The sequence below is a fragment of the Neobacillus piezotolerans genome, assembly GCF_003362805.1.
GTDB classification, from domain to species: Bacteria; Bacillota; Bacilli; order Bacillales; family Cytobacillaceae; genus Bacillus_D; species Bacillus_D piezotolerans.
Map to the genome: position 1 here is coordinate 63,172 of NZ_QNQT01000008.1, position 17,699 is coordinate 80,870.

The window sequence follows — 17,699 nt, forward strand, 5'->3', positions numbered from 1 at the left end:
GTCCAAAGGGGGAAATGGGGATGGCGGGAATTTTTACAAAAAAAGCGGATTTTGAAATTTCATCAAGAGGAATCAGTTCGGTGGAAAAAATAAAAATAGGTGGATTGGCGCAATCGATTTTGATTCAGGGCCAGGATAAAGAAAACCCGGTCCTGCTCGTTATCCATGGCGGGCCATCGCTGCCGCTTCCAGGTGTATCATCAAGGGGAAGGGATTACACAATCGTTACAAATACAAAGGAATTGGTCCGGCACTTCAACGTCGTGTTCTGGGATCAGCGGGGAACAGGAAAATCCTACTACCCGGACATTCCGCAGGAAACAATGAGCCTCGCTCGGTTTGTTGAGGACACAAATGAGGTTACGGATTATCTGAGGAGCCGGTTCGGCGTCGAAAAAATCTTTCTGGCAGGCCATTCATGGGGATCGACGGTCGCTCTTACCCTTGCCTCCACACGCCCGGAGAAATTCTATTCCTATGTCGGTTTGTCCCAAATTGTCAGCTGGACGGAAAATGACCGGCTGGCGCTCAACTGGCTAAGAGAAGAAGCGAAACGCCGCGGAAATAAAAAAGCACTAAAACAACTCGAGTCCGTCGGGGAGCCGCCGTTTCTGGAAAGCTTTGAGCAATGGGCTGTCATCCGCCAGTGGCAGCAAAGATTCAACACGCTCATTTATACAGACGAGGAAATCAAGCATCCGGGCCTCATCAGGCTCACTTTTTCCATGTTCCAATCCCCGGATTATACGTTAAAGGATATTTACAATACGTTTGCCAAAGGCTTTAAGCTTGTCTACCACCAGGCGTTCATCGAAGAACTGGCCACGAATAATTTCATGGAAACGGTGAAGGAGATGCCGATACCCGTCACATTTATTCACGGTCGGAAGGATTTCCATGTAAATGGAGCGCTTGTCGAACAATATGCCGGAATGTTGAAGGCCGAAAAAGGGAAGAGGCTCATTTGGGCGGAGAAATCCGCGCATGCGTTCCACCCCGACGATACGAAAATAATAGAGCGATATTTGATTGACGAAAAAAAGCATGCCGCCAAGGCAGATACTTCAGAAAGATTTTACAGCATCCGTTAATCGTTTTCCCGCGATCTCCACCTGAATGCAGGAAAATCTTTCTTGCAAATGGCATCCGTTGTGATTAAATGATTAATAGAAGGAAGATGTTTTTAAAACGGTATTCTTTCCTGGCTTGCCCGCATTTCCATCAGGCATGGCTCAAGGGAGAAACCTTTTCGTGCGGGGGATGCATCATGTATACGTTCGTTGGCTATTTGGCTAAAGGAATCCTGGCTTTTTTTACAAGGCCAAAGGTTGTTAATCGAGGGGTTCTCCCTAAGGAAGGCGGCTTCGTCATTGCTTGTACCCATACAGGCTGGGTCGATGTACTCGTCCTCGGGACAGCTGTCCTGCCAAGGCAAATTCACTATATGGCAAAAAAACAATTGTTCGCTAGCCGGTTTGGAGCCTGGTTTTTAAAAAAGCTGAACGCATTCCCGGTCGACAGGGACGCACCAGGTCCAAGCGTGCTGAAAATTCCGCATCGCCTCTTGTCAAAAGGTGAAATTGTCGGCATTTTTCCAAGCGGGACCCGAGTGAAGGAGCAGGCTGAATTGAAGCAGGGCGCCATCACCATTGCCACGCGCTCCAAAGTACCAATCATCCCGGCTGCCTACAGTGGCCCGAATACATTCAGGGAATTGTTTTCATTTAAAGGTTCTACGATCATTTTCGGAGAGCCAATCGAAATCCCGCCAGCCGCCAGGGAGGAGAGGGACCATTACACCCAGCTGCTCGAGGAAAAACTTCATAGCCTTCAGCAACGCATTTCCTCTTAATGGCACAATTTGCATAGCACCGGCTCTTTTGGAAAAAATAATAGTGATATTTCCAAAAGGAGGATGTCCAGATGGCCAGGAATGACAACGAAAAGAAGATTGGTACGGATAAAATGAGCGGCGGACCCGCCGGCAACGAATTCACAAGCGACAACGCGTTCAGCGACCGAGGCCTCGCCAATGAAGAACGCCTGAACAAGGCGCTGACAAAAGGAAAAAATCCGAAATAGACGTTTGCACGAAAGGCCGGGATTCGGCCTTTTTTAAATTGCCTTGCTTCAGACATAGAAAAAAAGAATACAAATGTTGGCTTCAAGGGAGAGAACCAATGAATTTTAGCAAAAATACTCTAAATCAAATAAAATTCGTCCTAGATACCATTACAGATATCGCCGATCAGCTTAAGGAAGAAGACCTGAAATTCCGCCCCACTGAAAACAAACACTCCGTTGGGGAATTGTTTGAGCACTTGGCGATGATTTGCCTTGCGGATTTGCGGATTGCCCAAGGCTTTTCGAAGGAAGAAATGGATACGTTTTATTCCGGGCGTTCCTATAAGACAATACCGGAAATTAAAGCTTCGATTGCGGAAAACTACCAAATTTTAAAAGAAGCGTATTTGGGATTTTCAGAAAAGGAACTAAATGAACAGATCACTTCCTATTGGGGAGTGACGTACTCCAGGTTCGAATGGCTGCTTGAAATCCTTGCCCATCTTTGCCATCACCGTGGCCAGCTGCATGCCATCCTCGTCCATTGCCTCCATAAAGACCCGGGAATTCCTCTGTTCGAATAAAACGCAGAATGGTTTACATCCAGCAACCCTTGGCTTAAGATAGCTTAAAAAGGAGGTTGCGCTATGTCGATTGAAAGCGTTAAAGAGCATTTGAAACAATGGAACAGGGAACAGGATGTCATGGAGTTCGATACGTCGAGCGCGACCGTCGAGCTGGCGGCAGAAACTCTCGGCGTTATTCCCGCGCGGATTGCCAAGACCTTATCGTTTAGGGGTGAAGGTGATGAGGCCATTTTGATTGTCGCGGCCGGGGATGCAAAAGTGGACAACAAAAAGTTCAGACAAACCTTTGGGTTCAAGGCGAGAATGCTGAATCCGGACGAGGTTCTCGAACAGACCGGCCATGCGATTGGCGGAGTATGCCCGTTTGGGTTGAAAAACGATCTCGACGTTTATTTGGATGAATCGTTAAAACGGTTTATTACTGTTTTTCCGGCGTGCGGAAGCGCCAACTCAGCAATTGAAGTAACGCTCGAGGAATTGTATACATATTCTTCCGCAAAAGGCTGGGCCGATGTGTGCAAGGGCTGGGATGAGCCGCATGAAAGCAGCGAATTGGCCGCCCAGGCAGCTCAAGGGCGCTAATGAATACAGCACAGCAGGCAGCCGCGTCGTTGGCTGCCTGTATTTTTTAGTAAATAGAAACTATAAGAATGAAATGTGTAGTTATGAAGCAATTCATAAACCTGCTTGCTATTTCCGTAAGCGGCAAAAACACTGGTTAAAAAATAATGATTCCACTATCATAGGCAAAAAGGCATAGTTTTCTGAATTAACTGCAAACTTTTGGGCCTATAGCGGCATGGACATCATTCTGATTCCCTGTTAGGGTAAAATTGGCGGCAGTTGTAAGCCTTTACATAGTACCTCGTTAGAGTATCGAACACAACGGCTGCCAAGGTGAAAATCGTTCCAAATACCCTAAAGGAGGAGGAAGATTTTTTGAAAATTAACCGATTTTTGATTGTGGCGATGGCGTTGTCCCTTGTCTTGCTTGGCATGCCATTCTACACCCATGCAAACTGGCAGGATCCTGTTAAGCCGGGATGGAAGGATGGCGAAGCCAAAAAAGGCTGGATCCAGAGCAAGCTGCAGCACATGACGCTTGAAGAAAAGGTCGGCCAGCTTTTTATTGTCCATGTATATGGAAAAAAAGCGGAGGACCAAGCTTATGAAGAGACTAACCTGAAAAATAACCGTGGTGGCAAAAATTTTAAAGAAGTTATCGAGAAATACAAAATTGGCGGAGTCATATATTTTAACTGGAGCCAAAACATCACGACTCCAGCAGACCCGCCGCAGGTAAATGCGTTGTCTAACGAACTGCAGAAAATAGCTATGTCCCAGCGCATGCAGATACCGCTGTATATTTCGACAGACCAGGAAGGCGGCATTGTACAGAGGCTTACATCACCTGGAACGGTCTTCCCTGGCAATATGGCGCTGGGAGCGACAAGGTCAACTGAATACGCCGCGAAAACAGCTGATATTTTAGCAAAAGAGCTTAAGGCAATTGGCGTCAACATGGATTTCGCGCCTGTTGCCGATGTAAATATGAACCCGGCGAACCCGGTCATCGGGGTAAGGTCATTCGGGGAAGATCCGAAGCTTGTTTCCGATTTGACAGTTGCCCAGGTGGAAGCATTCCAGAACCAGAATGTCATCGCGACAGCGAAACATTTCCCTGGCCATGGAGATACGGCTACTGATTCGCATTACGGCCTGCCAATCATCAACCATGACCTTGAAACACTTCATAAAGTTGATTTAGCTCCGTTCAAAGCGGCAATCGATGCGGGCGTCGATTCGATCATGACGGCTCACATCGTTGTCCCGGCCCTTGATGATTCTGGCCTGCCGGCTACTTTGTCGAAACCGATCCTCACCGATTTGCTCCGGAAGGAACTTGGATTCGATGGTCTGATCATCACGGACAGCCTCGATATGTCAGGAGCAAATGTCGTTCCAGCGGACCGGATTGCGGTTGAAGCGTTCAAGGCTGGCGCCGATATTCTTTTGAACCCGCCAAATGTTGAGGTAGCGTACAATGCAGTTCTAAATGCCGTGAAAAACGGCGAAATCAGCAAGAAGCGCCTCGATGAATCCGTATTCCGTATCCTTGAATACAAAATGAAGCGCGGCTTGTTCGACAATCCGTATACGGATGCTTCCGCGGTTAAAGTAGTTGGCGCTCCGGAACACCTTGCCGCCGCTGAAGAAATCGCCAATAAGAGCATCACGCTTGTAAAAAATGAGGGCGGACTGCTCCCGCTTAAGAAAACAGATTCAATCCTGATTGCTGGCCCATCAACAGGGAAGCCTACAATGCTCGCTGATCTACTGAAAGCGAAGGGCTTCAATACAAGCGCGTCTTCCGCGTCAGCAACTCCAACAGCCGCACAAATTGCAGCTGCAGTGGAATTGGCGAAACAGGCCGATAAAGTCATTGTCACAACGTACAATGGAGCTACCAACGCAGGACAGCAGCAACTTGTCAAAGCGTTGCAGGATTCGGGTAAAAAAGTGATTGTCGTGGCAATCCGAAATCCATATGACTTGATGGCGTTCCCGACAGCCAGCGCCTACCTCACAACATATGGCGACCGCGATGTGTCGATCCTGGCACTGTCGAGGGTCCTGGCAGGGGAAGTAAATCCTTCGGGCAAACTTCCAGTCAGCATACCAGGCTTGTATGGATTTGGAACTGGATTAAGTTATTAAGGGTAGAAAAAAGGGGATAGTGAAGAAGCAGGCTGCGTTTTGCGCGCCTGCTTTTTGTAATGGATTAGAAAAGTGGTAATTGCCCGTACGAAGGCGATTGTTTATTTTGCTCTTTTTCATCAATCCATAAAAATCGTCGAAGACACGTCGATTCGCTGTAGGATATCGGTTTCAAGTCCGAATGAAAAGAGAATATATACATTTTCACTGGAATAAGAAAGAAATTTATATTGGCTTGTCGTGTTCACTTCTCCCTCGCCGAAAAGCGAAAGGACATCAGGGAGAGAAACTTCCTTTTCGGGACGCATCCGGATTACGAGGATAACATCTTCGTATCTTTCAACAACGAACTGGCCATAATCGTAATTGTTTTTTTCAATCTTTAATGGTTCCGAGAATTCGGGCCTTGAAAGAAGCTCGTTAAAATCTCCTCCGATTGGAATACCGAACAATTCATTTGTTTCTAGAGCATCCTTAATTTCGCAAAGTATTTTATCCAACATCATTCCTCCAAAAAATTGGTTTAGGACTTAATTCTAGATTGAATTTGTTTATCCTTCCTCTAAATGAGTATTATTCTAATTAGACACTAATAATTTTCGGGGGTGAACCTTATGAAGTTTGCAAAAGCGGCGGAAATAATCGCGAAATCAAGGAACATAGCCGTCCTTACCGGGGCGGGGATCAGCACGGAGTCGGGAATCAAGGACTTCCGGTCCCGAACAGGCATTTACAAAATGGCGCCGGAATACATCCTCTCGCTGGATTACTTCTTTAATAAACCAAAAGAGTTTTACCAATTTGCCTTGGAAAATTTATATCACCCCGATGCTCATCCGAATGTTGGCCATGAGATTTTAGCAAAGTGGGAGAGGGATGGCCGGGTCGGGCAGGTCATCACGCAGAACATTGACGGCCTCCACCAGAAAGCAGGGAGCAGGGAGGTCATCGAATTTCATGGCTCGATGAATACCGCCAGCTGCCTTAACTGCGGAACAAAGTACAGTGCGGAGGAAATGATGCGCCGCTACCATGAACTGGACGATTTTTATGTGTGCAGCGAGTGTGATACTCGTAAGGAACGTGACCGGTACATCAAGCCGGATGTTGTCCTGTTCGGTGATGCGGGTGAGTGGTTCACGCCGGAAGGCTTCTCAGCCATACTGGGGCGGATTGGAGAGGCTGACTGCATTTTGGTGCTCGGGACCAGCTTGAAAGTAGTCCCGTTTTCATCATTTCCGCAGCATCGTGGGCCGGATGTGCCGCTAATCATCATTAATATGGATGAAACTCCGTACGACCACGCCCATAACACCGTTGTGATCCATGATTCGATAGGGAAAACCCTGTTGGAGATCGATAAATTGCTTTTGAATTTTTAGGTCGGGGAAACGATATCGCCCACTTTTTTTGATTTATCGAAAGTTTTAGCAAGGTTATCGAAAATTTTTACCCAGTTATCGAAAATTTCAGGGCAGATATCGAAAACTGCCACATTCCCGCCAAATTTCAAGCCAATTAGCACTAAATATTAGCACCAAATCATAAAAAAAACTCTAAAATATGACATTTGTCATGTGACACACATGACAGCTGCTACTGCACAGCGATTTGAATTTCTTTTATAATCATAGTACTAAGATTGTAAAGGAAGGGGCTTTTTACTCAATGACTGTACAAAACCAGCAAAAAGCACTCAAGAAACAGGTTGCTCCTTATGAAAAATCGGACACTAAAAAAAGCGTATTTCAAATTTTGAACACACTCATCCCTTTTATGGGCTTATGGTTCCTTGCTTATAAAGCACTGCCTGTCAGCTATTTGTTAACGCTCGCACTTGCAATACTGGCATCTGGCTTTATGGTCCGGACCTTCATCATTTTCCATGATTGCTGCCACCACTCTTTTTTCAAAAACAGGAAAGCGAATAAATTCGTCGGCACCATTACAGGCGTATTGACGTTTTTCCCATACAGCCAATGGGGGCGCGACCATAACATCCACCACGCGACAAGCGGAAACCTGGACAAGCGCGGCACTGGCGACATCTGGGTCATGACTGTTGAGGAATATGCTAACGCAACGCCAATGAAAAAATTGGGGTACAGGCTATACCGAAACCCACTTGTCATGTTCGGACTCGGACCAATCTGGCTGGTCATCATCAAAAACAGGTTCAATCGCCGCGATGCGCGCATGCCTGAAAAAATGAACACATGGCTGACAAACGTCCTGATCGCAGGCATCGTTACGATTTTGGTTTTGGCGATTGGCTGGAAAGCGTTCCTGATGGTTCAGCTTCCAATCATGTTCGTTGCTGGCGTCCTCGGCATCTGGCTGTTCTACATCCAGCATACTTTCGAGGATTCGTACTTCGAACATGATGCTGAATGGGAATACGTCCTTGCCGCTGTTGAAGGCAGCTCGTATTACAAACTTCCAAAAATCCTGCAATGGGTGACAGGGAACATCGGTTACCACCATGTCCACCATCTGGCGCCAAGGATTCCGAACTACAATCTTGAAGAAGTGCACAACAACACACAGCCGCTTCAGCATGTGCCGACAGTGACCCTGTCCACAAGCCTTGAATCGCTGAAATACCGCCTTTGGGATGAGGAAAAGAAACGCTTCGTCGGCTACTCTGCCGCGAAAACTTTTTCAAAAAAACCAGCCGGTATCAAAATGAATCCGAAAACCGAATACGGCGATTAAGTTAAAATCATTCCTGCTCCCCTTACAAAAGGGGAGTGTTTTTGTATGGCCAGCGTGGAGGAACCAATGTTCTATGGTAAAATACCGGTAAGAGATTTCACAAAAACGAGGTTGGCATATGTTTAAAAAATATTGGGCTTTGCTAGGGAGTACCGGGATTTCACCTTATATATGGACAATCCTCGGGATCCTCCCGTTTTACTTTATTTACCTGTCCTCTTCGACAGTAAGAATAATGGCAGGAATCATCCTGACATTGGCATTTTTCGCGATTTACAGGCTCGCCTTTATCTCAAAGGGCTGGACGGTTTATGTATGGACTCTGCTCCTTATTGGGATTTCCATCGCGCTTACAAGCCTGTTCAGCTATGTATATTTCGCTTTTTTCATCGCCTATTTCATCGGGAATATTAAAAACAAAATACCCTTCTATATCCTGTATTCCATCAACCTTGCAGGGATGGTCATCGCGATCAATTTAAAAATCATCCTGCGTGACGAATTTTTACTAAGGCAATTGCCGCTCGTGATTATCGTCTTACTCAGCCTGATCCTCCTGCCGTTCAGTCTCCGCCACCGGAACGAGCGCGGCCTGCTTGAGGAAAAGCTTGAGGACGCGAACAAACGGATTTCCGAGCTCATCAAAATCGAGGAGCGCCAGCGGATTGCCCGCGACCTCCATGATACACTCGGCCAAAAGCTCTCGCTGATCGGCCTGAAAAGCGATCTCGCGCGAAGGCTTATTTCAAAAGACCCTGCCCGCGCCGCCGACGAATTGAAGGACGTCCAGCAAACCGCCCGGACAGCCTTGAACGAAGTAAGGAAAATGGTCGCCGAAATGCGCGGCATCCGGCTCAGCGAAGAAATCGTCCGCGTCCAGGAAATGCTTAAAGCAGCGCAAATCAAATTTTCGGGCAGCCAGGAATGGTCGCTTCCAAACGTGCCGCTCCTCGTCGAAAATATTTTAAGCATGTGCCTGAAAGAAGCCGTCACAAACGTGGTCCGGCACAGCAAGGCGACCCACTGCGAAATCACACTTTCGCACACAAATAAAGAAATTTCGCTTTCTGTTAAGGATAACGGCATAGGAAATGTCGGAAAAGAGCATTTTTTAAAGGGAAGCGGACTTTCCGGGATGAGGGAACGTCTTGACTTTGTTAATGGGACACTTGAAGTTGTATCCGACGACGGGACCGAACTTTTGATTCGCGTGCCGACCATCGTCAAACATTTAGAAAGGGAGGGTATGAGATGATTCGGATTGTCATAGCGGAAGACCAGCGGATGCTTCTCGGCGCATTCGGGTCTCTGCTGAACCTTGAAGAAGACATGGAGGTTGTCGGAATGGCCGCGAACGGGGAAGAAGCCGTCACGCTCGTCCGCTCGCTCCAGCCGGATGTATGCATCATGGATATCGAAATGCCCAGCAAAAGCGGCCTTGAAGCTGCGGAGGAATTAAAGGACACAGACTGCAAAATCATCATCCTGACAACATTCGCCCGGCCCGGGTACTTCAAACGCGCATTGAAAGCCGGAGTCAGCGCCTACTTGCTTAAAGACGGCCCAAGTGAAGAACTAGCCGGCTCAATCCGGAATGTCATGGCAGGGAAACGGATCTACGCACCGGAACTGATGGACGATTTGTACAGCGAGGACAACCCGTTGACAGATAGGGAAATGGACGTCCTCGGGCTCATCGCTGACGGCAAAAACACAAAAGAAATCGCCAGCGAACTCACCTTATCCGCCGGTACCGTCCGAAACTACATCTCCACCATACTCGACAAGCTCCAAGTCAAAAACCGGATCGAAGCCATCACCCACTCAAAGGAAAAAGGCTGGTTTAAATAGAAGGCGTCGGGCCCAACCCGCCGCTTTTTCTATTTCACGGAAATTCGGCGTCCTAACGCACTCGGCACGCCCCATATGAATAGCCTAAGGCAAACAACATCTTAAGGAGGACCAAGGATGTTCTTTTTTCGGAAAAATGCCTTCGGCGCCCACAACCGTATGGGGGCGGAATTCAAAAAGCAAGCGATTGCCCACCGGTCTTCGGCCCATGTAAACCCCACCAAGCGGCAACTCCCAATTGAAGTGTATTTTAGGCCATCCTGTTCGGCTGTTTTGAACAACCGTTTTGCTGAATCCAGCTTTTTTACCCCTTTTTACGGAAAAAGCCATAAAGAAATCGTAATACCGCGTTCACTAGTAAGCTCCCCGCGTGATACCGTTCTGAATTATTTCAGCATTTTACGTGACGCCGAAAACTTGAAGATGGGAAAAATGGGGGGATGCGGGACGGTTGGAATGGCGAGGATCCCATTTCCCTTTGCATATAATATGCTAACTGAACAATACCGTAAAAAACTTAGCTATCCTAACTACCTGAAATCATTCGAAGGGGTGGGGCGGACACATTTGATCCTTTTGGAGCAAGTTCCAGCCGACAAACCAGGCAAGGATTATTTTTTTATCGAATTGGAAACGATCGAAGGGTCGGATAAGGACGTCACATACTTTGCCTATTATTATGGGTATGTCGATGTGGGAAAAGAAAAAGGGGTCTATAAAATTAGTTCGATTCGGCTCTTCGGTGAGGATTTCCTTTGCGCGGCCTTTCATGGATGGGATCACGACGCGCTGGCAGTCGTTGAAATTAAATTCGGTGAATGGTGCAAGCTTGTTAAGAAAATCAAACCCGTCGAGCAGGAGGGGCATCGTAAAACGATCGAATTTTCTGGAACAGATGGAAACGAATATCGGTTCATCTTTTTTCAGCTCACAAACCATACCGATATCCTCGCCGCCCAGTACAGGAAGAAACCGGGCGGGGGGTGGGAAGGAATCCATATCGTGCCTGAAAAATGCCTTCAGCAAGGCGGGGGCGGAGGACTCTAATGATGCGCGGATAAATCGGATTTATTTGTTTTGACTCTGTTGGTTAGTCCTTGATTTCGTCCGAAAGAATGATGGCCTGATGCCTCGTATAAAAGTTCGAATACCGGTAAAACAGCTCCAGCTGCACTTGCCGATTGTTGTATTCTGCTAGATACATAGTTTTCAGGGCGGAACTCTTTTTAGTGAATTGAATCGACGAGGCTTTTGCCAGGCCTTCCAAATACGCTTCCAGTTCATTTTTCTTTATTGTTGGCGATTTGCCTGGCGCCAGCTTACTTTCCTGTTTTTCTTTAATTACTCTGTCTATTTTTTCTATAATCTCATTTTCCCCGTAATTTTTTATCATTATGGTGTTAGTCTCATCCCTTTCCGTTGCATGATGAAAAACAGTAAATGCAAAAAGAAAAAGCCAGAAAAGGAGAAGCGGCGGCGCTTCCCCTTTTCTGACTTATGTTTGGCTCGTGTCCATCCATTGCTATCAGAATGAATTCTATTTAACTGTTTAACTTATTTGTACAATTGGCTAGGTAAGATTTTTGTCTTACCCTTCCACTATTGTAACATTGCCAATAAGGGCAATCAATACAATTCCGGGTTTTAATCATACCTAGCCTTTTAAAATTATCAGGATATAGCTCAAATCCTTTTGGAAATTCCAGTCGACGAATACATCTTCAATCTGGGTGTAAAGGTAGTTTTCAAAAGCCGGCTGGTGCTCACCAAGCAATTTCTTTTCAAGGCTTCGTTTCGCAAGCTTTAACGTTTCTTCAAAGCCGAGCAGGATTAACTCTTTCTCGATTTGGACAAGGATGCCTGTCCTCGCAATCAGAAGCACCCTCGGGCTCAGGAGCTCGGAATAGGTTTCCTCAGGTGGCTTCTGTGCATCGATGCTTATATCGACGATTTCCCTGTGGACCTTTTCCTTGTTTCTGTATGGTTCACGAAGCCCGGTGAAACCTGCGGGGGAGAGCACGACAATGAAGGCGCCTGTTTGGGAGTCCAGGTTCCAGTCATAGTAAAATTCTTCAACCGTACGCCCAATATTTAATGTGAAATAGCTTTTAATTTCCTCAATCAATGTTTCCATAAGAAGGTCGCGTGTTTTTTCAACATACACGTTTTGCTTGCTGTACATAAGCGATTTTTCCATCGGAGAAAGGAAATTCGTGATATGGACAGTGATGAATGGCTCAGCGTACGTGCAATGAACCGCTCCAGGGCCCCGCCCGAAATTATCCCGAAGAAGCTTTCCAATGTAACCGCCAACTTCTTTTTCAAGGCCAATGACTTCCATAAATATCCACTCCAAACAGTATTTACCCTACTTATCTTTCCACCTTTCGTCCTATTTAAACGTTTTGTTAGTCAGCTCCACTGCTAGAGAATGAAAAAAAGCCCGCCGGAAGCGGACTTTTGACATGAGAGTAATGTAATTGGCACCGGGAAGCCGGTCCCATCCTGCAATGAAGTTTCAATTGCGAATATCAAACATACCCCACCATAATTTAAAGAAGCTTTAACGACCGAACAGGAGTGGGCACCCGGTGCTCCGGGCACAAAAAAGAATGCTTAAAAAGGTGCGAAAATCACTTTAAAGACGGTTCGTATCATAGCTTCCGAGCACCTGGACTTCATGGCCAAACGCCCGCAGGATTTTCAGTGCCTTTCCTGTTTTCGCTTCGTCCTTGCCTGTTTCGGCTTCGATGAAGAAATGGTATGTGCCAAGCCTTTTCTTCGTCGGTCGTGATTCAATCCAGGTCAGGTTGATGGACAGGGCCGAAAAGACGTTCAAAATGGATGACAGGACGCCTGATTGATCTAGCGCCGGGGCGATCAATAGCATGATTTTGTTCCTTTTATGGAAAGGGAGGACATCCGCGCTCCGTTTTCCGACAACAAGGAAACGAGTATGGTTTTCTCCATTATCCTGGACCTTGGTGCTGGCGATTTGCAGGCCAAACAGCCTTGCAGCTGCGCTTGAGGCAATAGCCCCTGCATCGATTCGGCCCTGTTCTTTAAGCGCTTTTGCCGCCGAAGAAGTACTGTCGAATTCTTTTGTTTTAACCTGGTTTTCGCGGATGAATTCCTTGCATTGGGCAAGGGCGGGGGTGATCGACCATACTTCCTGGACATCCTCCAATTGCACCCCTTCGTTGACAAGCAGCCGAAGGGAGACAGGGAAGATGACCTCCGATTCAATAAAAAGGTTATTGGCCAGCAGGCCGTCAGCGGTAATATTGATAGTTCCTTCAATTGAGTTTTCGATTGGGACAATTCCTTTATCCACTTTCCTGTCACCTACAGCTTCGAGAACTTCAAGGATTGAGCCGCACAGCTGCCAATCAATAGTTGAATCAACAAATGTTTTTAGTGCGGCTTCTTCCGAAAAACTTCCATTAGGTCCTAAATACGCTACTTTCATCTGTAAACACTCCTTTTTGCCATGTTATTAAGTATACACAATGGCAGCGGAAGGTCTAGCCTTTTTCGGATTTTTGAAAATTTACCGGCAATTTAATAACCTTTTTACAATTCAAAAACGGGTTCGCTTTTCGTATAAAACACTAAATTGCCATGTTGATTGAAATGCGAATTCCCATTCTAAAATTCAGAAGATGTTAATTCGGTATTTATAGGCAAATTTCATGAACCATAGCGACTTATTAGTTAAAACGTACAAGAAGAATACGAGTGTACCCGTAAGCATATGATTATTCCGAGGTTAAATGCGAGGGGGCCGTTAACTTGGAAAAACCAGGTAACAGAGGACAACACACGATTGTTTTTAGGAAACAAGGTTTCCGTTTTAGTTAGCGGTGGGGATACAAAAGGCAAGTATGCCACAATTTTAACTGAGGAAAGAAGAGGATTTGAACCGCCACCACACACTCATCTGAGGGAAGATGAAACTTTTTTTACGTTCTTGAAGGTGAAATAACTTTTTGCATAGATAAAACTGTTATTCACGCTGTTCCAGGAACGTATGTATATGCTCCTAAAGGAATTAAACATACCTTTAAAGCCAACACGGAAACATCTAAGGTTTTACTTACTGTTTATCCCTCTGGATTTGAGCAGTTTGTAAATGAACTTAGTGAACCTGTACCTGAACAATTACCTCTAGCCCCAGATGGCCCACCTAGCCCTGAAGCCATTCATGCCTTGATTTCAATTGCTGCGAAATATGGGATTGAAATGAAATAATGAATGATTTAGTTAATTGGGTTTAGATGGACATATTTACAGCAAACTCCCAAAATGACTTGGGAGTTTTTTTAATTAAAAGAAAAACCGTTGAAAAGCCTGTTTCCAATCTTTTCAACGGTTTGCATGCTAATACGAGCGCCAATGTATGTGCGAAAAGTACCGTTAATTTTCACTTCAAAATAGATCCCATCAAGAAATGCGGTTATTTTTCTACTCTAAAATAACGCCATCCTGATAGCCGGCCATGAAGCTTCCTAGTGTTTCTTCAAGAGCAGCGTTATTTTCGGGTATCTGGACAATGAGTTCGTTCCACAGGTCAACGGCTGTTACTTCCACATCGATGAAACGGTTTATGTCCAGTTGGGTTTTAAGTGCTTCGGCAATTTTATTCGCTTCATATTCGTCCTGGATGATATAGCGAACGTTTTTCAACTTTGTCAGCTTCCTTCCTAATAATCGTTATTAAGTTTCTAATTCCTTAAGGGCCGCAATTTCCTCCTCATGCGAAATCCCAAGGTCCGATGGAGTCTCCAATATGAAAGGCACATCCGAAAAGGCGGTGATGAATCCTTCCATTTGCCCTGCGGAAATAAACCCGCCTTTGTAAATATTGGCGTGGCGGTCCTTCCGGGAACCAAATGGATGCATGGAATTATTCAAATGAATTGCCTTCAGGTGAGCGGTGTAGCCCAGCGCGTCTGCTTTTTCACGGAATTGCGCCGTATCAACGCCATTCCACATTCCGCTTGCGAATGCATGGCATGTATCGAGGCAAAAACCAATTTTTTCAGGGTACTCGCAGAGATTTCTCACCTGGGCAAGTTCCTCCAAGTTTGTTCCGAGCGCTGCCTGCTTGCCCGCATTATTTTCAAGGAGAAGAAGGCATTTTCCTTCCCATTTTGACAAAACGGAATTGAGCATTTCGAGCATAAGGTGGTAGCTCGCCAAGGGATTTTCCCCCTCAATCCTGCTCCCGAAGTGGACGACGATTCCCGCCGATCCACATGCATCCGCGATGGCGAGATCATTAAGGATTGAGGCGATGTTAAGCTCTTTTTTATTGGGAGAGGGGGTGATGCTTGTCGGATAGGGAGTATGGGCAATCGTAAACAGCCTTTTTTCCTCACAGAACTGCTTGCAGGCGGCCGCATCGGCTTGGTTGTACTCCTTGACGGAAAGATTGCGAGGATTTTTCGGGAAGTATTGATACGCCTCGGCCCCGATTTGTATGGCATGTTTCGCGGCAGCTAAATACCCGCCCCTGATGCTCACGTGGCAGCCGAATTTCATCCCGGAACCCTCCCAATCCCAATTTTACTTAGCGTTTGCAGTAAGGAGTTTTCTATTCGTTAACGTAACTATCCTGAATAATGATCTAGATATAAGGGGCAAAATACCGTGGGATTGATATCTTGCGGAAAAAGGGGATTGGACATGAAGGAAATTTTGCAGCAAGTTAAAAAGGAATTGGAAAAAGCCTTCGACCATCCGGAGATGCATAATCTGGACGAGAGCATTTCCAAGCTGAGGTCTGCGCTTGAAGAACATGGCGACAAAGGAACGATGATCGAGGATGCCATCACCGCGCTTACTCAAGCGAGAAATGCTGCGGTTGAACTTGAGCAGGCAGGCACCATTTCATCTTCGGCGGCATTCGGTGAAGCATTTAATGCGTTGGACCAGGCGATCGAGTCGTATATTGACCCAAATAACGACCCATACTAGATGCAAAAAAAGCAACCGCGCTGGTTGCTTTTTTTGTTTTTCAAAAACCTTCAAATTCATGCGATAAACCGGCATTTAGGATAATTTGAACATCCTTTGAACGATCCGCCTTTTCCAATCCGGGTGATGAGATGGCCGCCGCAGCGCGGGCAAATATTATTGGCGATGTGGAGCTTTCTTTCTTCCATGCTGCTTTTTATATTCCTGATATGATTTTGGCTTTGAATTTTCCTTGCATGCCTGTCCTGTATGTATAATTTTGAAAGGAGGAGCCTTATTTTTTCCATCCGGAATTTAGTAAGCCGTTCATCTGCCTGTTTCGATGCAACCAGGGGAAGGAGATTCCCGATGTGGACGACATCGGCATCCCGAATCGGCTGTTTTACTTTAAGGGTGGCGTTGTGGCAAAAGACCACCACGGAATAAAAAGGGATGCCGTCAGCCGTGTCATCTAGATAGTCCTGGATTGATTTAATGTGCCCGTAATTTTGCCATATCGGGTTTGGAAAATAAGAACGGTGCTTATATTTAATTAACGTCCAGGCGTCTGCAAAAGCCTGCCAACCTGCTTTTCGCCCATCCTTCCCTTGAAGGAAGCCGGATTCATTATAAGATCCTTCAAAGTATCCATTAGTTCCGCAATAAAAGAACCCATACTAACCACTCCCACTAAAAAAGCATATAGGACCATCATACCATAATTACCCAGCAGTTTAAGGATAAATTTCACAAGGAGAAGTCTCCGTAAAGGCATTTTCCTACGGTTTTACGCATTTCATATTTGTCGGGAAAGGTGAAATCATTTATCTTATAAAAGGGGAGTGGGAAAAAATGCCTAAAATTCAATTGCAGAATCTGGTCCAGGGTAAAAAAGCGAAGGAATCGATGCACGAATTTATAGTCTTGTGATGGAATGAAAAAATGGTTCCAACCCGCAAAAGCTTAGGCGAGGAAAGAGATAAGCTGCTTTTCTACTATTATTTAATTTTAAAATCTTTTAAGGAAGTGTTCTATGAAAGGAAAATCCGCTAATACGGCAGTTATAATCATCATGCTTTTATTGGGAGCGGTCCTCTTCGCAAATTATTTTTATTTCCAGCCCAAAAAGGAGCAGGCAGCAGCGAAGGAAAACATGCTTGAGCAGCTTTCCGCAACCTAAGGGATGAAATTCAAAGTAAGTGAAATAGACTATAGCAATGCGCTTGGCGATAAAGTAGGTACATACACGTCCATGGTTTATCCAACAGTAGACAAAAATTTAACGTTCCAGGTCCACGTCGCTGAAAACGGTAAAATTATTGATGAATCGTTAAAGGAAACAAAATGGAGAAGGGAAGCAATCCAAACCTGGAAGCCATTCATGGGCAAGTTCGGACACGTTTCCTATGCGGTTAACATCAGTATTCCTGAAGAGATTGCCAAACAATTTGATTTGGAAGATACATATAGTGAAATCTATCAAAAACACAAACATTTAATGAGCGAGTACATCTTCATTGCGGAAATTGAGAAATCCTTTGAGAAAGAAAAAGAAAGAGGCAAGGTTTCCAATTTACTTGATTACACTTTGCAGCGGGGACTTAAAGATTTCTCAATTGAATGGCTCTACTACGAAGAAGGAAACCAGGATCCTGATGTTTTTAAAATGAAAAAAGAAATTCCTTCCTTCAGCTGGCGCACCTCAAAACAACAAGTGCAGGAGAATACGGATGAGAAAGATCTTGATCAATTTTTTATAGAGCATTAAGCAATGGAGAATCGAGGCATGAAACTTTAATTTTATCA

Annotated in this window: 22 protein-coding genes and 2 pseudogenes; 15 read left to right on the forward strand and 9 right to left on the reverse strand. The window is 45.6% G+C overall.

Annotated features, from left to right (window positions below):
- Positions 1 to 20: 20 nt before the first annotated feature.
- The 6 genes from DRW41_RS16320 to DRW41_RS16340 all read left to right on the forward strand — a co-directional run bounded on the left by DRW41_RS16320 (position 21) and on the right by DRW41_RS16340 (position 5,369).
- Entirely contained in the window at positions 21 to 1,091 is a 1,071-nt protein-coding gene (locus DRW41_RS16320; RefSeq protein ID WP_115453087.1) for an alpha/beta fold hydrolase, read from the forward strand.
- Positions 1,092 to 1,159: 68 nt separating this feature from the next.
- Positions 1,160 to 1,852, forward strand: coding sequence for a lysophospholipid acyltransferase family protein (locus DRW41_RS16325; RefSeq protein WP_342772000.1), 693 nt, complete (start codon positions 1,160 to 1,162; stop codon positions 1,850 to 1,852).
- A 71-nt stretch (positions 1,853 to 1,923) separates the two neighbouring features.
- Positions 1,924 to 2,082, forward strand: coding sequence for a hypothetical protein (locus DRW41_RS23065; protein ID WP_181884602.1), 159 nt, complete (start codon positions 1,924 to 1,926; stop codon positions 2,080 to 2,082).
- A 98-nt stretch (positions 2,083 to 2,180) separates the two neighbouring features.
- Complete coding sequence (locus tag DRW41_RS16330) at positions 2,181 to 2,648, forward strand: DinB family protein (protein ID WP_115453089.1); 468 nt, start codon at positions 2,181 to 2,183, stop codon at positions 2,646 to 2,648.
- Between the two features lie 63 nt (positions 2,649 to 2,711).
- On the forward strand, positions 2,712 to 3,233 hold the full coding sequence (locus DRW41_RS16335; protein WP_115453090.1) for a YbaK/EbsC family protein: 522 nt from the start codon (positions 2,712 to 2,714) through the stop codon (positions 3,231 to 3,233).
- A 357-nt stretch (positions 3,234 to 3,590) separates the two neighbouring features.
- On the forward strand, positions 3,591 to 5,369 hold the full coding sequence (locus DRW41_RS16340; RefSeq protein WP_342772001.1) for a glycoside hydrolase family 3 protein: 1,779 nt from the start codon (positions 3,591 to 3,593) through the stop codon (positions 5,367 to 5,369).
- Positions 5,370 to 5,488: 119 nt separating this feature from the next.
- Here the strand turns inward: DRW41_RS16340 and DRW41_RS16345 are convergent, their stop codons facing one another.
- A complete protein-coding gene (locus tag DRW41_RS16345; protein ID WP_115453091.1) occupies positions 5,489 to 5,869 on the reverse strand; it encodes a hypothetical protein in 381 nt (126 codons plus the stop codon).
- Between the two features lie 114 nt (positions 5,870 to 5,983).
- On the opposite strand from DRW41_RS16345, the gene DRW41_RS16350 reads away from it, so the two are divergent.
- From DRW41_RS16350 to DRW41_RS16370, 5 genes are all read left to right on the forward strand, one after another.
- Positions 5,984 to 6,751, forward strand: a complete 768-nt coding sequence (locus DRW41_RS16350) for an NAD-dependent protein deacylase (protein ID WP_115453092.1) — start codon at positions 5,984 to 5,986, stop codon at positions 6,749 to 6,751.
- Positions 6,752 to 7,037: 286 nt separating this feature from the next.
- Positions 7,038 to 8,084 (forward strand): Delta(5) desaturase DesA, encoded by a 1,047-nt coding sequence (desA, locus tag DRW41_RS16355; RefSeq protein WP_115453093.1) that lies wholly within the window; start codon positions 7,038 to 7,040, stop codon positions 8,082 to 8,084.
- A gap of 118 nt (positions 8,085 to 8,202) precedes the next feature.
- Positions 8,203 to 9,339, forward strand: a complete 1,137-nt coding sequence (locus tag DRW41_RS16360; protein WP_115453094.1) for a sensor histidine kinase — start codon at positions 8,203 to 8,205, stop codon at positions 9,337 to 9,339.
- Entirely contained in the window at positions 9,336 to 9,935 is a 600-nt protein-coding gene (locus DRW41_RS16365) for a response regulator transcription factor (protein ID WP_115453095.1), read from the forward strand. The genes DRW41_RS16360 and DRW41_RS16365 overlap by 4 nt, the downstream gene beginning before the upstream one ends.
- A gap of 117 nt (positions 9,936 to 10,052) precedes the next feature.
- On the forward strand, positions 10,053 to 10,982 hold the full coding sequence (locus DRW41_RS16370; RefSeq protein WP_115453096.1) for a hypothetical protein: 930 nt from the start codon (positions 10,053 to 10,055) through the stop codon (positions 10,980 to 10,982).
- Between the two features lie 43 nt (positions 10,983 to 11,025).
- Here DRW41_RS16370 and DRW41_RS16375 read toward each other — a convergent pair whose 3' ends face one another.
- The 3 genes from DRW41_RS16375 to pheA form a co-directional block, all read right to left on the reverse strand.
- Positions 11,026 to 11,328: a hypothetical protein gene (locus DRW41_RS16375; protein ID WP_115453097.1), complete on the reverse strand. Its 303-nt coding sequence runs from the start codon at positions 11,326 to 11,328 to the stop codon at positions 11,026 to 11,028.
- 261 nt (positions 11,329 to 11,589) lie between these two features.
- Complete coding sequence (locus DRW41_RS16380; RefSeq protein ID WP_115453098.1) at positions 11,590 to 12,276, reverse strand: Na-translocating system protein MpsC family protein; 687 nt, start codon at positions 12,274 to 12,276, stop codon at positions 11,590 to 11,592.
- Between the two features lie 297 nt (positions 12,277 to 12,573).
- Positions 12,574 to 13,404 carry a prephenate dehydratase gene (gene pheA, locus DRW41_RS16385; RefSeq protein WP_115453099.1) on the reverse strand — a complete coding sequence of 277 codons (831 nt, stop codon included), beginning with the start codon at positions 13,402 to 13,404 and terminating at the stop codon, positions 12,574 to 12,576.
- Positions 13,405 to 13,904: 500 nt separating this feature from the next.
- On the opposite strand from pheA, the pseudogene DRW41_RS23760 reads away from it, so the two are divergent.
- A pseudogene (locus DRW41_RS23760) lies at positions 13,905 to 14,186 on the forward strand (cupin domain-containing protein); the annotation flags it as partial.
- A gap of 213 nt (positions 14,187 to 14,399) precedes the next feature.
- On the opposite strand, the gene DRW41_RS16400 reads toward DRW41_RS23760, so the two are convergent.
- Together DRW41_RS16400 and DRW41_RS16405 are read right to left on the reverse strand one after the other, a co-directional pair.
- Positions 14,400 to 14,621 carry a hypothetical protein gene (locus DRW41_RS16400; RefSeq protein WP_115453101.1) on the reverse strand — a complete coding sequence of 74 codons (222 nt, stop codon included), beginning with the start codon at positions 14,619 to 14,621 and terminating at the stop codon, positions 14,400 to 14,402.
- A 30-nt stretch (positions 14,622 to 14,651) separates the two neighbouring features.
- Positions 14,652 to 15,479, reverse strand: a complete 828-nt coding sequence (locus DRW41_RS16405; protein ID WP_115453102.1) for a deoxyribonuclease IV — start codon at positions 15,477 to 15,479, stop codon at positions 14,652 to 14,654.
- A 144-nt stretch (positions 15,480 to 15,623) separates the two neighbouring features.
- Between DRW41_RS16405 and DRW41_RS16410 the strand changes: the two genes are divergently transcribed.
- A complete protein-coding gene (locus tag DRW41_RS16410) occupies positions 15,624 to 15,914 on the forward strand; it encodes a hypothetical protein (RefSeq protein WP_115453103.1) in 291 nt (96 codons plus the stop codon).
- A 56-nt stretch (positions 15,915 to 15,970) separates the two neighbouring features.
- Here the strand turns inward: DRW41_RS16410 and DRW41_RS16415 are convergent, their stop codons facing one another.
- The 3 genes and pseudogenes from DRW41_RS16415 to DRW41_RS23670 all read right to left on the reverse strand — a co-directional run bounded on the left by DRW41_RS16415 (position 15,971) and on the right by DRW41_RS23670 (position 16,569).
- Positions 15,971 to 16,330, reverse strand: a complete 360-nt coding sequence (locus tag DRW41_RS16415) for a topoisomerase DNA-binding C4 zinc finger domain-containing protein (RefSeq protein ID WP_142752247.1) — start codon at positions 16,328 to 16,330, stop codon at positions 15,971 to 15,973.
- 48 nt (positions 16,331 to 16,378) lie between these two features.
- Positions 16,379 to 16,447 (reverse strand): annotated as a pseudogene (locus DRW41_RS23765) (hypothetical protein); the annotation flags it as partial.
- Positions 16,447 to 16,569, reverse strand: a complete 123-nt coding sequence (locus DRW41_RS23670; protein WP_281272326.1) for a hypothetical protein — start codon at positions 16,567 to 16,569, stop codon at positions 16,447 to 16,449. The gene DRW41_RS23670 and the pseudogene DRW41_RS23765, both read right to left, overlap by 1 nt.
- A 357-nt stretch (positions 16,570 to 16,926) precedes the next feature.
- Here DRW41_RS23670 and DRW41_RS23075 point away from each other — a divergent pair, with 357 nt between their 5' ends.
- Together DRW41_RS23075 and DRW41_RS16420 are read left to right on the forward strand one after the other, a co-directional pair.
- Positions 16,927 to 17,073 (forward strand): hypothetical protein, encoded by a 147-nt coding sequence (locus tag DRW41_RS23075; RefSeq protein WP_181884603.1) that lies wholly within the window; start codon positions 16,927 to 16,929, stop codon positions 17,071 to 17,073.
- Between the two features lie 3 nt (positions 17,074 to 17,076).
- On the forward strand, positions 17,077 to 17,661 hold the full coding sequence (locus DRW41_RS16420) for a hypothetical protein (RefSeq protein WP_115453105.1): 585 nt from the start codon (positions 17,077 to 17,079) through the stop codon (positions 17,659 to 17,661).
- Positions 17,662 to 17,699 lie beyond the last annotated feature (38 nt).

Bases quoted from the DNA above. Each gene is read 5' to 3' on its own strand.
- DRW41_RS23075 (WP_181884603.1), top strand. From the start codon at position 16,927: ATGAAAGGAAAATCCGCTAATACGGCAGTTATAATCATCATGCTTTTA.
- DRW41_RS16375 (WP_115453097.1), bottom strand. From the start codon at position 11,328: ATGATAAAAAATTACGGGGAAAATGAGATTATAGAAAAAATAGACAGA.
- DRW41_RS16330 (WP_115453089.1), top strand. From the start codon at position 2,181: ATGAATTTTAGCAAAAATACTCTAAATCAAATAAAATTCGTCCTAGAT.
- DRW41_RS23065 (WP_181884602.1), top strand. From the start codon at position 1,924: ATGGCCAGGAATGACAACGAAAAGAAGATTGGTACGGATAAAATGAGC.
- DRW41_RS16420 (WP_115453105.1), top strand. From the start codon at position 17,077: ATGAAATTCAAAGTAAGTGAAATAGACTATAGCAATGCGCTTGGCGAT.
- DRW41_RS16360 (WP_115453094.1), top strand. From the start codon at position 8,203: ATGTTTAAAAAATATTGGGCTTTGCTAGGGAGTACCGGGATTTCACCT.
- DRW41_RS16380 (WP_115453098.1), bottom strand. From the start codon at position 12,276: ATGGAAGTCATTGGCCTTGAAAAAGAAGTTGGCGGTTACATTGGAAAG.
- DRW41_RS16410 (WP_115453103.1), top strand. From the start codon at position 15,624: ATGAAGGAAATTTTGCAGCAAGTTAAAAAGGAATTGGAAAAAGCCTTC.
- DRW41_RS16405 (WP_115453102.1), bottom strand. From the start codon at position 15,479: ATGAAATTCGGCTGCCACGTGAGCATCAGGGGCGGGTATTTAGCTGCC.
- desA (WP_115453093.1), top strand. From the start codon at position 7,038: ATGACTGTACAAAACCAGCAAAAAGCACTCAAGAAACAGGTTGCTCCT.
- DRW41_RS16335 (WP_115453090.1), top strand. From the start codon at position 2,712: ATGTCGATTGAAAGCGTTAAAGAGCATTTGAAACAATGGAACAGGGAA.
- DRW41_RS16320 (WP_115453087.1), top strand. From the start codon at position 21: ATGGCGGGAATTTTTACAAAAAAAGCGGATTTTGAAATTTCATCAAGA.
- DRW41_RS23670 (WP_281272326.1), bottom strand. From the start codon at position 16,569: ATGGGTTCTTTTATTGCGGAACTAATGGATACTTTGAAGGATCTTATA.
- DRW41_RS16350 (WP_115453092.1), top strand. From the start codon at position 5,984: ATGAAGTTTGCAAAAGCGGCGGAAATAATCGCGAAATCAAGGAACATA.
- pheA (WP_115453099.1), bottom strand. From the start codon at position 13,404: ATGAAAGTAGCGTATTTAGGACCTAATGGAAGTTTTTCGGAAGAAGCC.
- DRW41_RS16365 (WP_115453095.1), top strand. From the start codon at position 9,336: ATGATTCGGATTGTCATAGCGGAAGACCAGCGGATGCTTCTCGGCGCA.
- DRW41_RS16370 (WP_115453096.1), top strand. From the start codon at position 10,053: ATGTTCTTTTTTCGGAAAAATGCCTTCGGCGCCCACAACCGTATGGGG.
- DRW41_RS16325 (WP_342772000.1), top strand. From the start codon at position 1,160: ATGATTAATAGAAGGAAGATGTTTTTAAAACGGTATTCTTTCCTGGCT.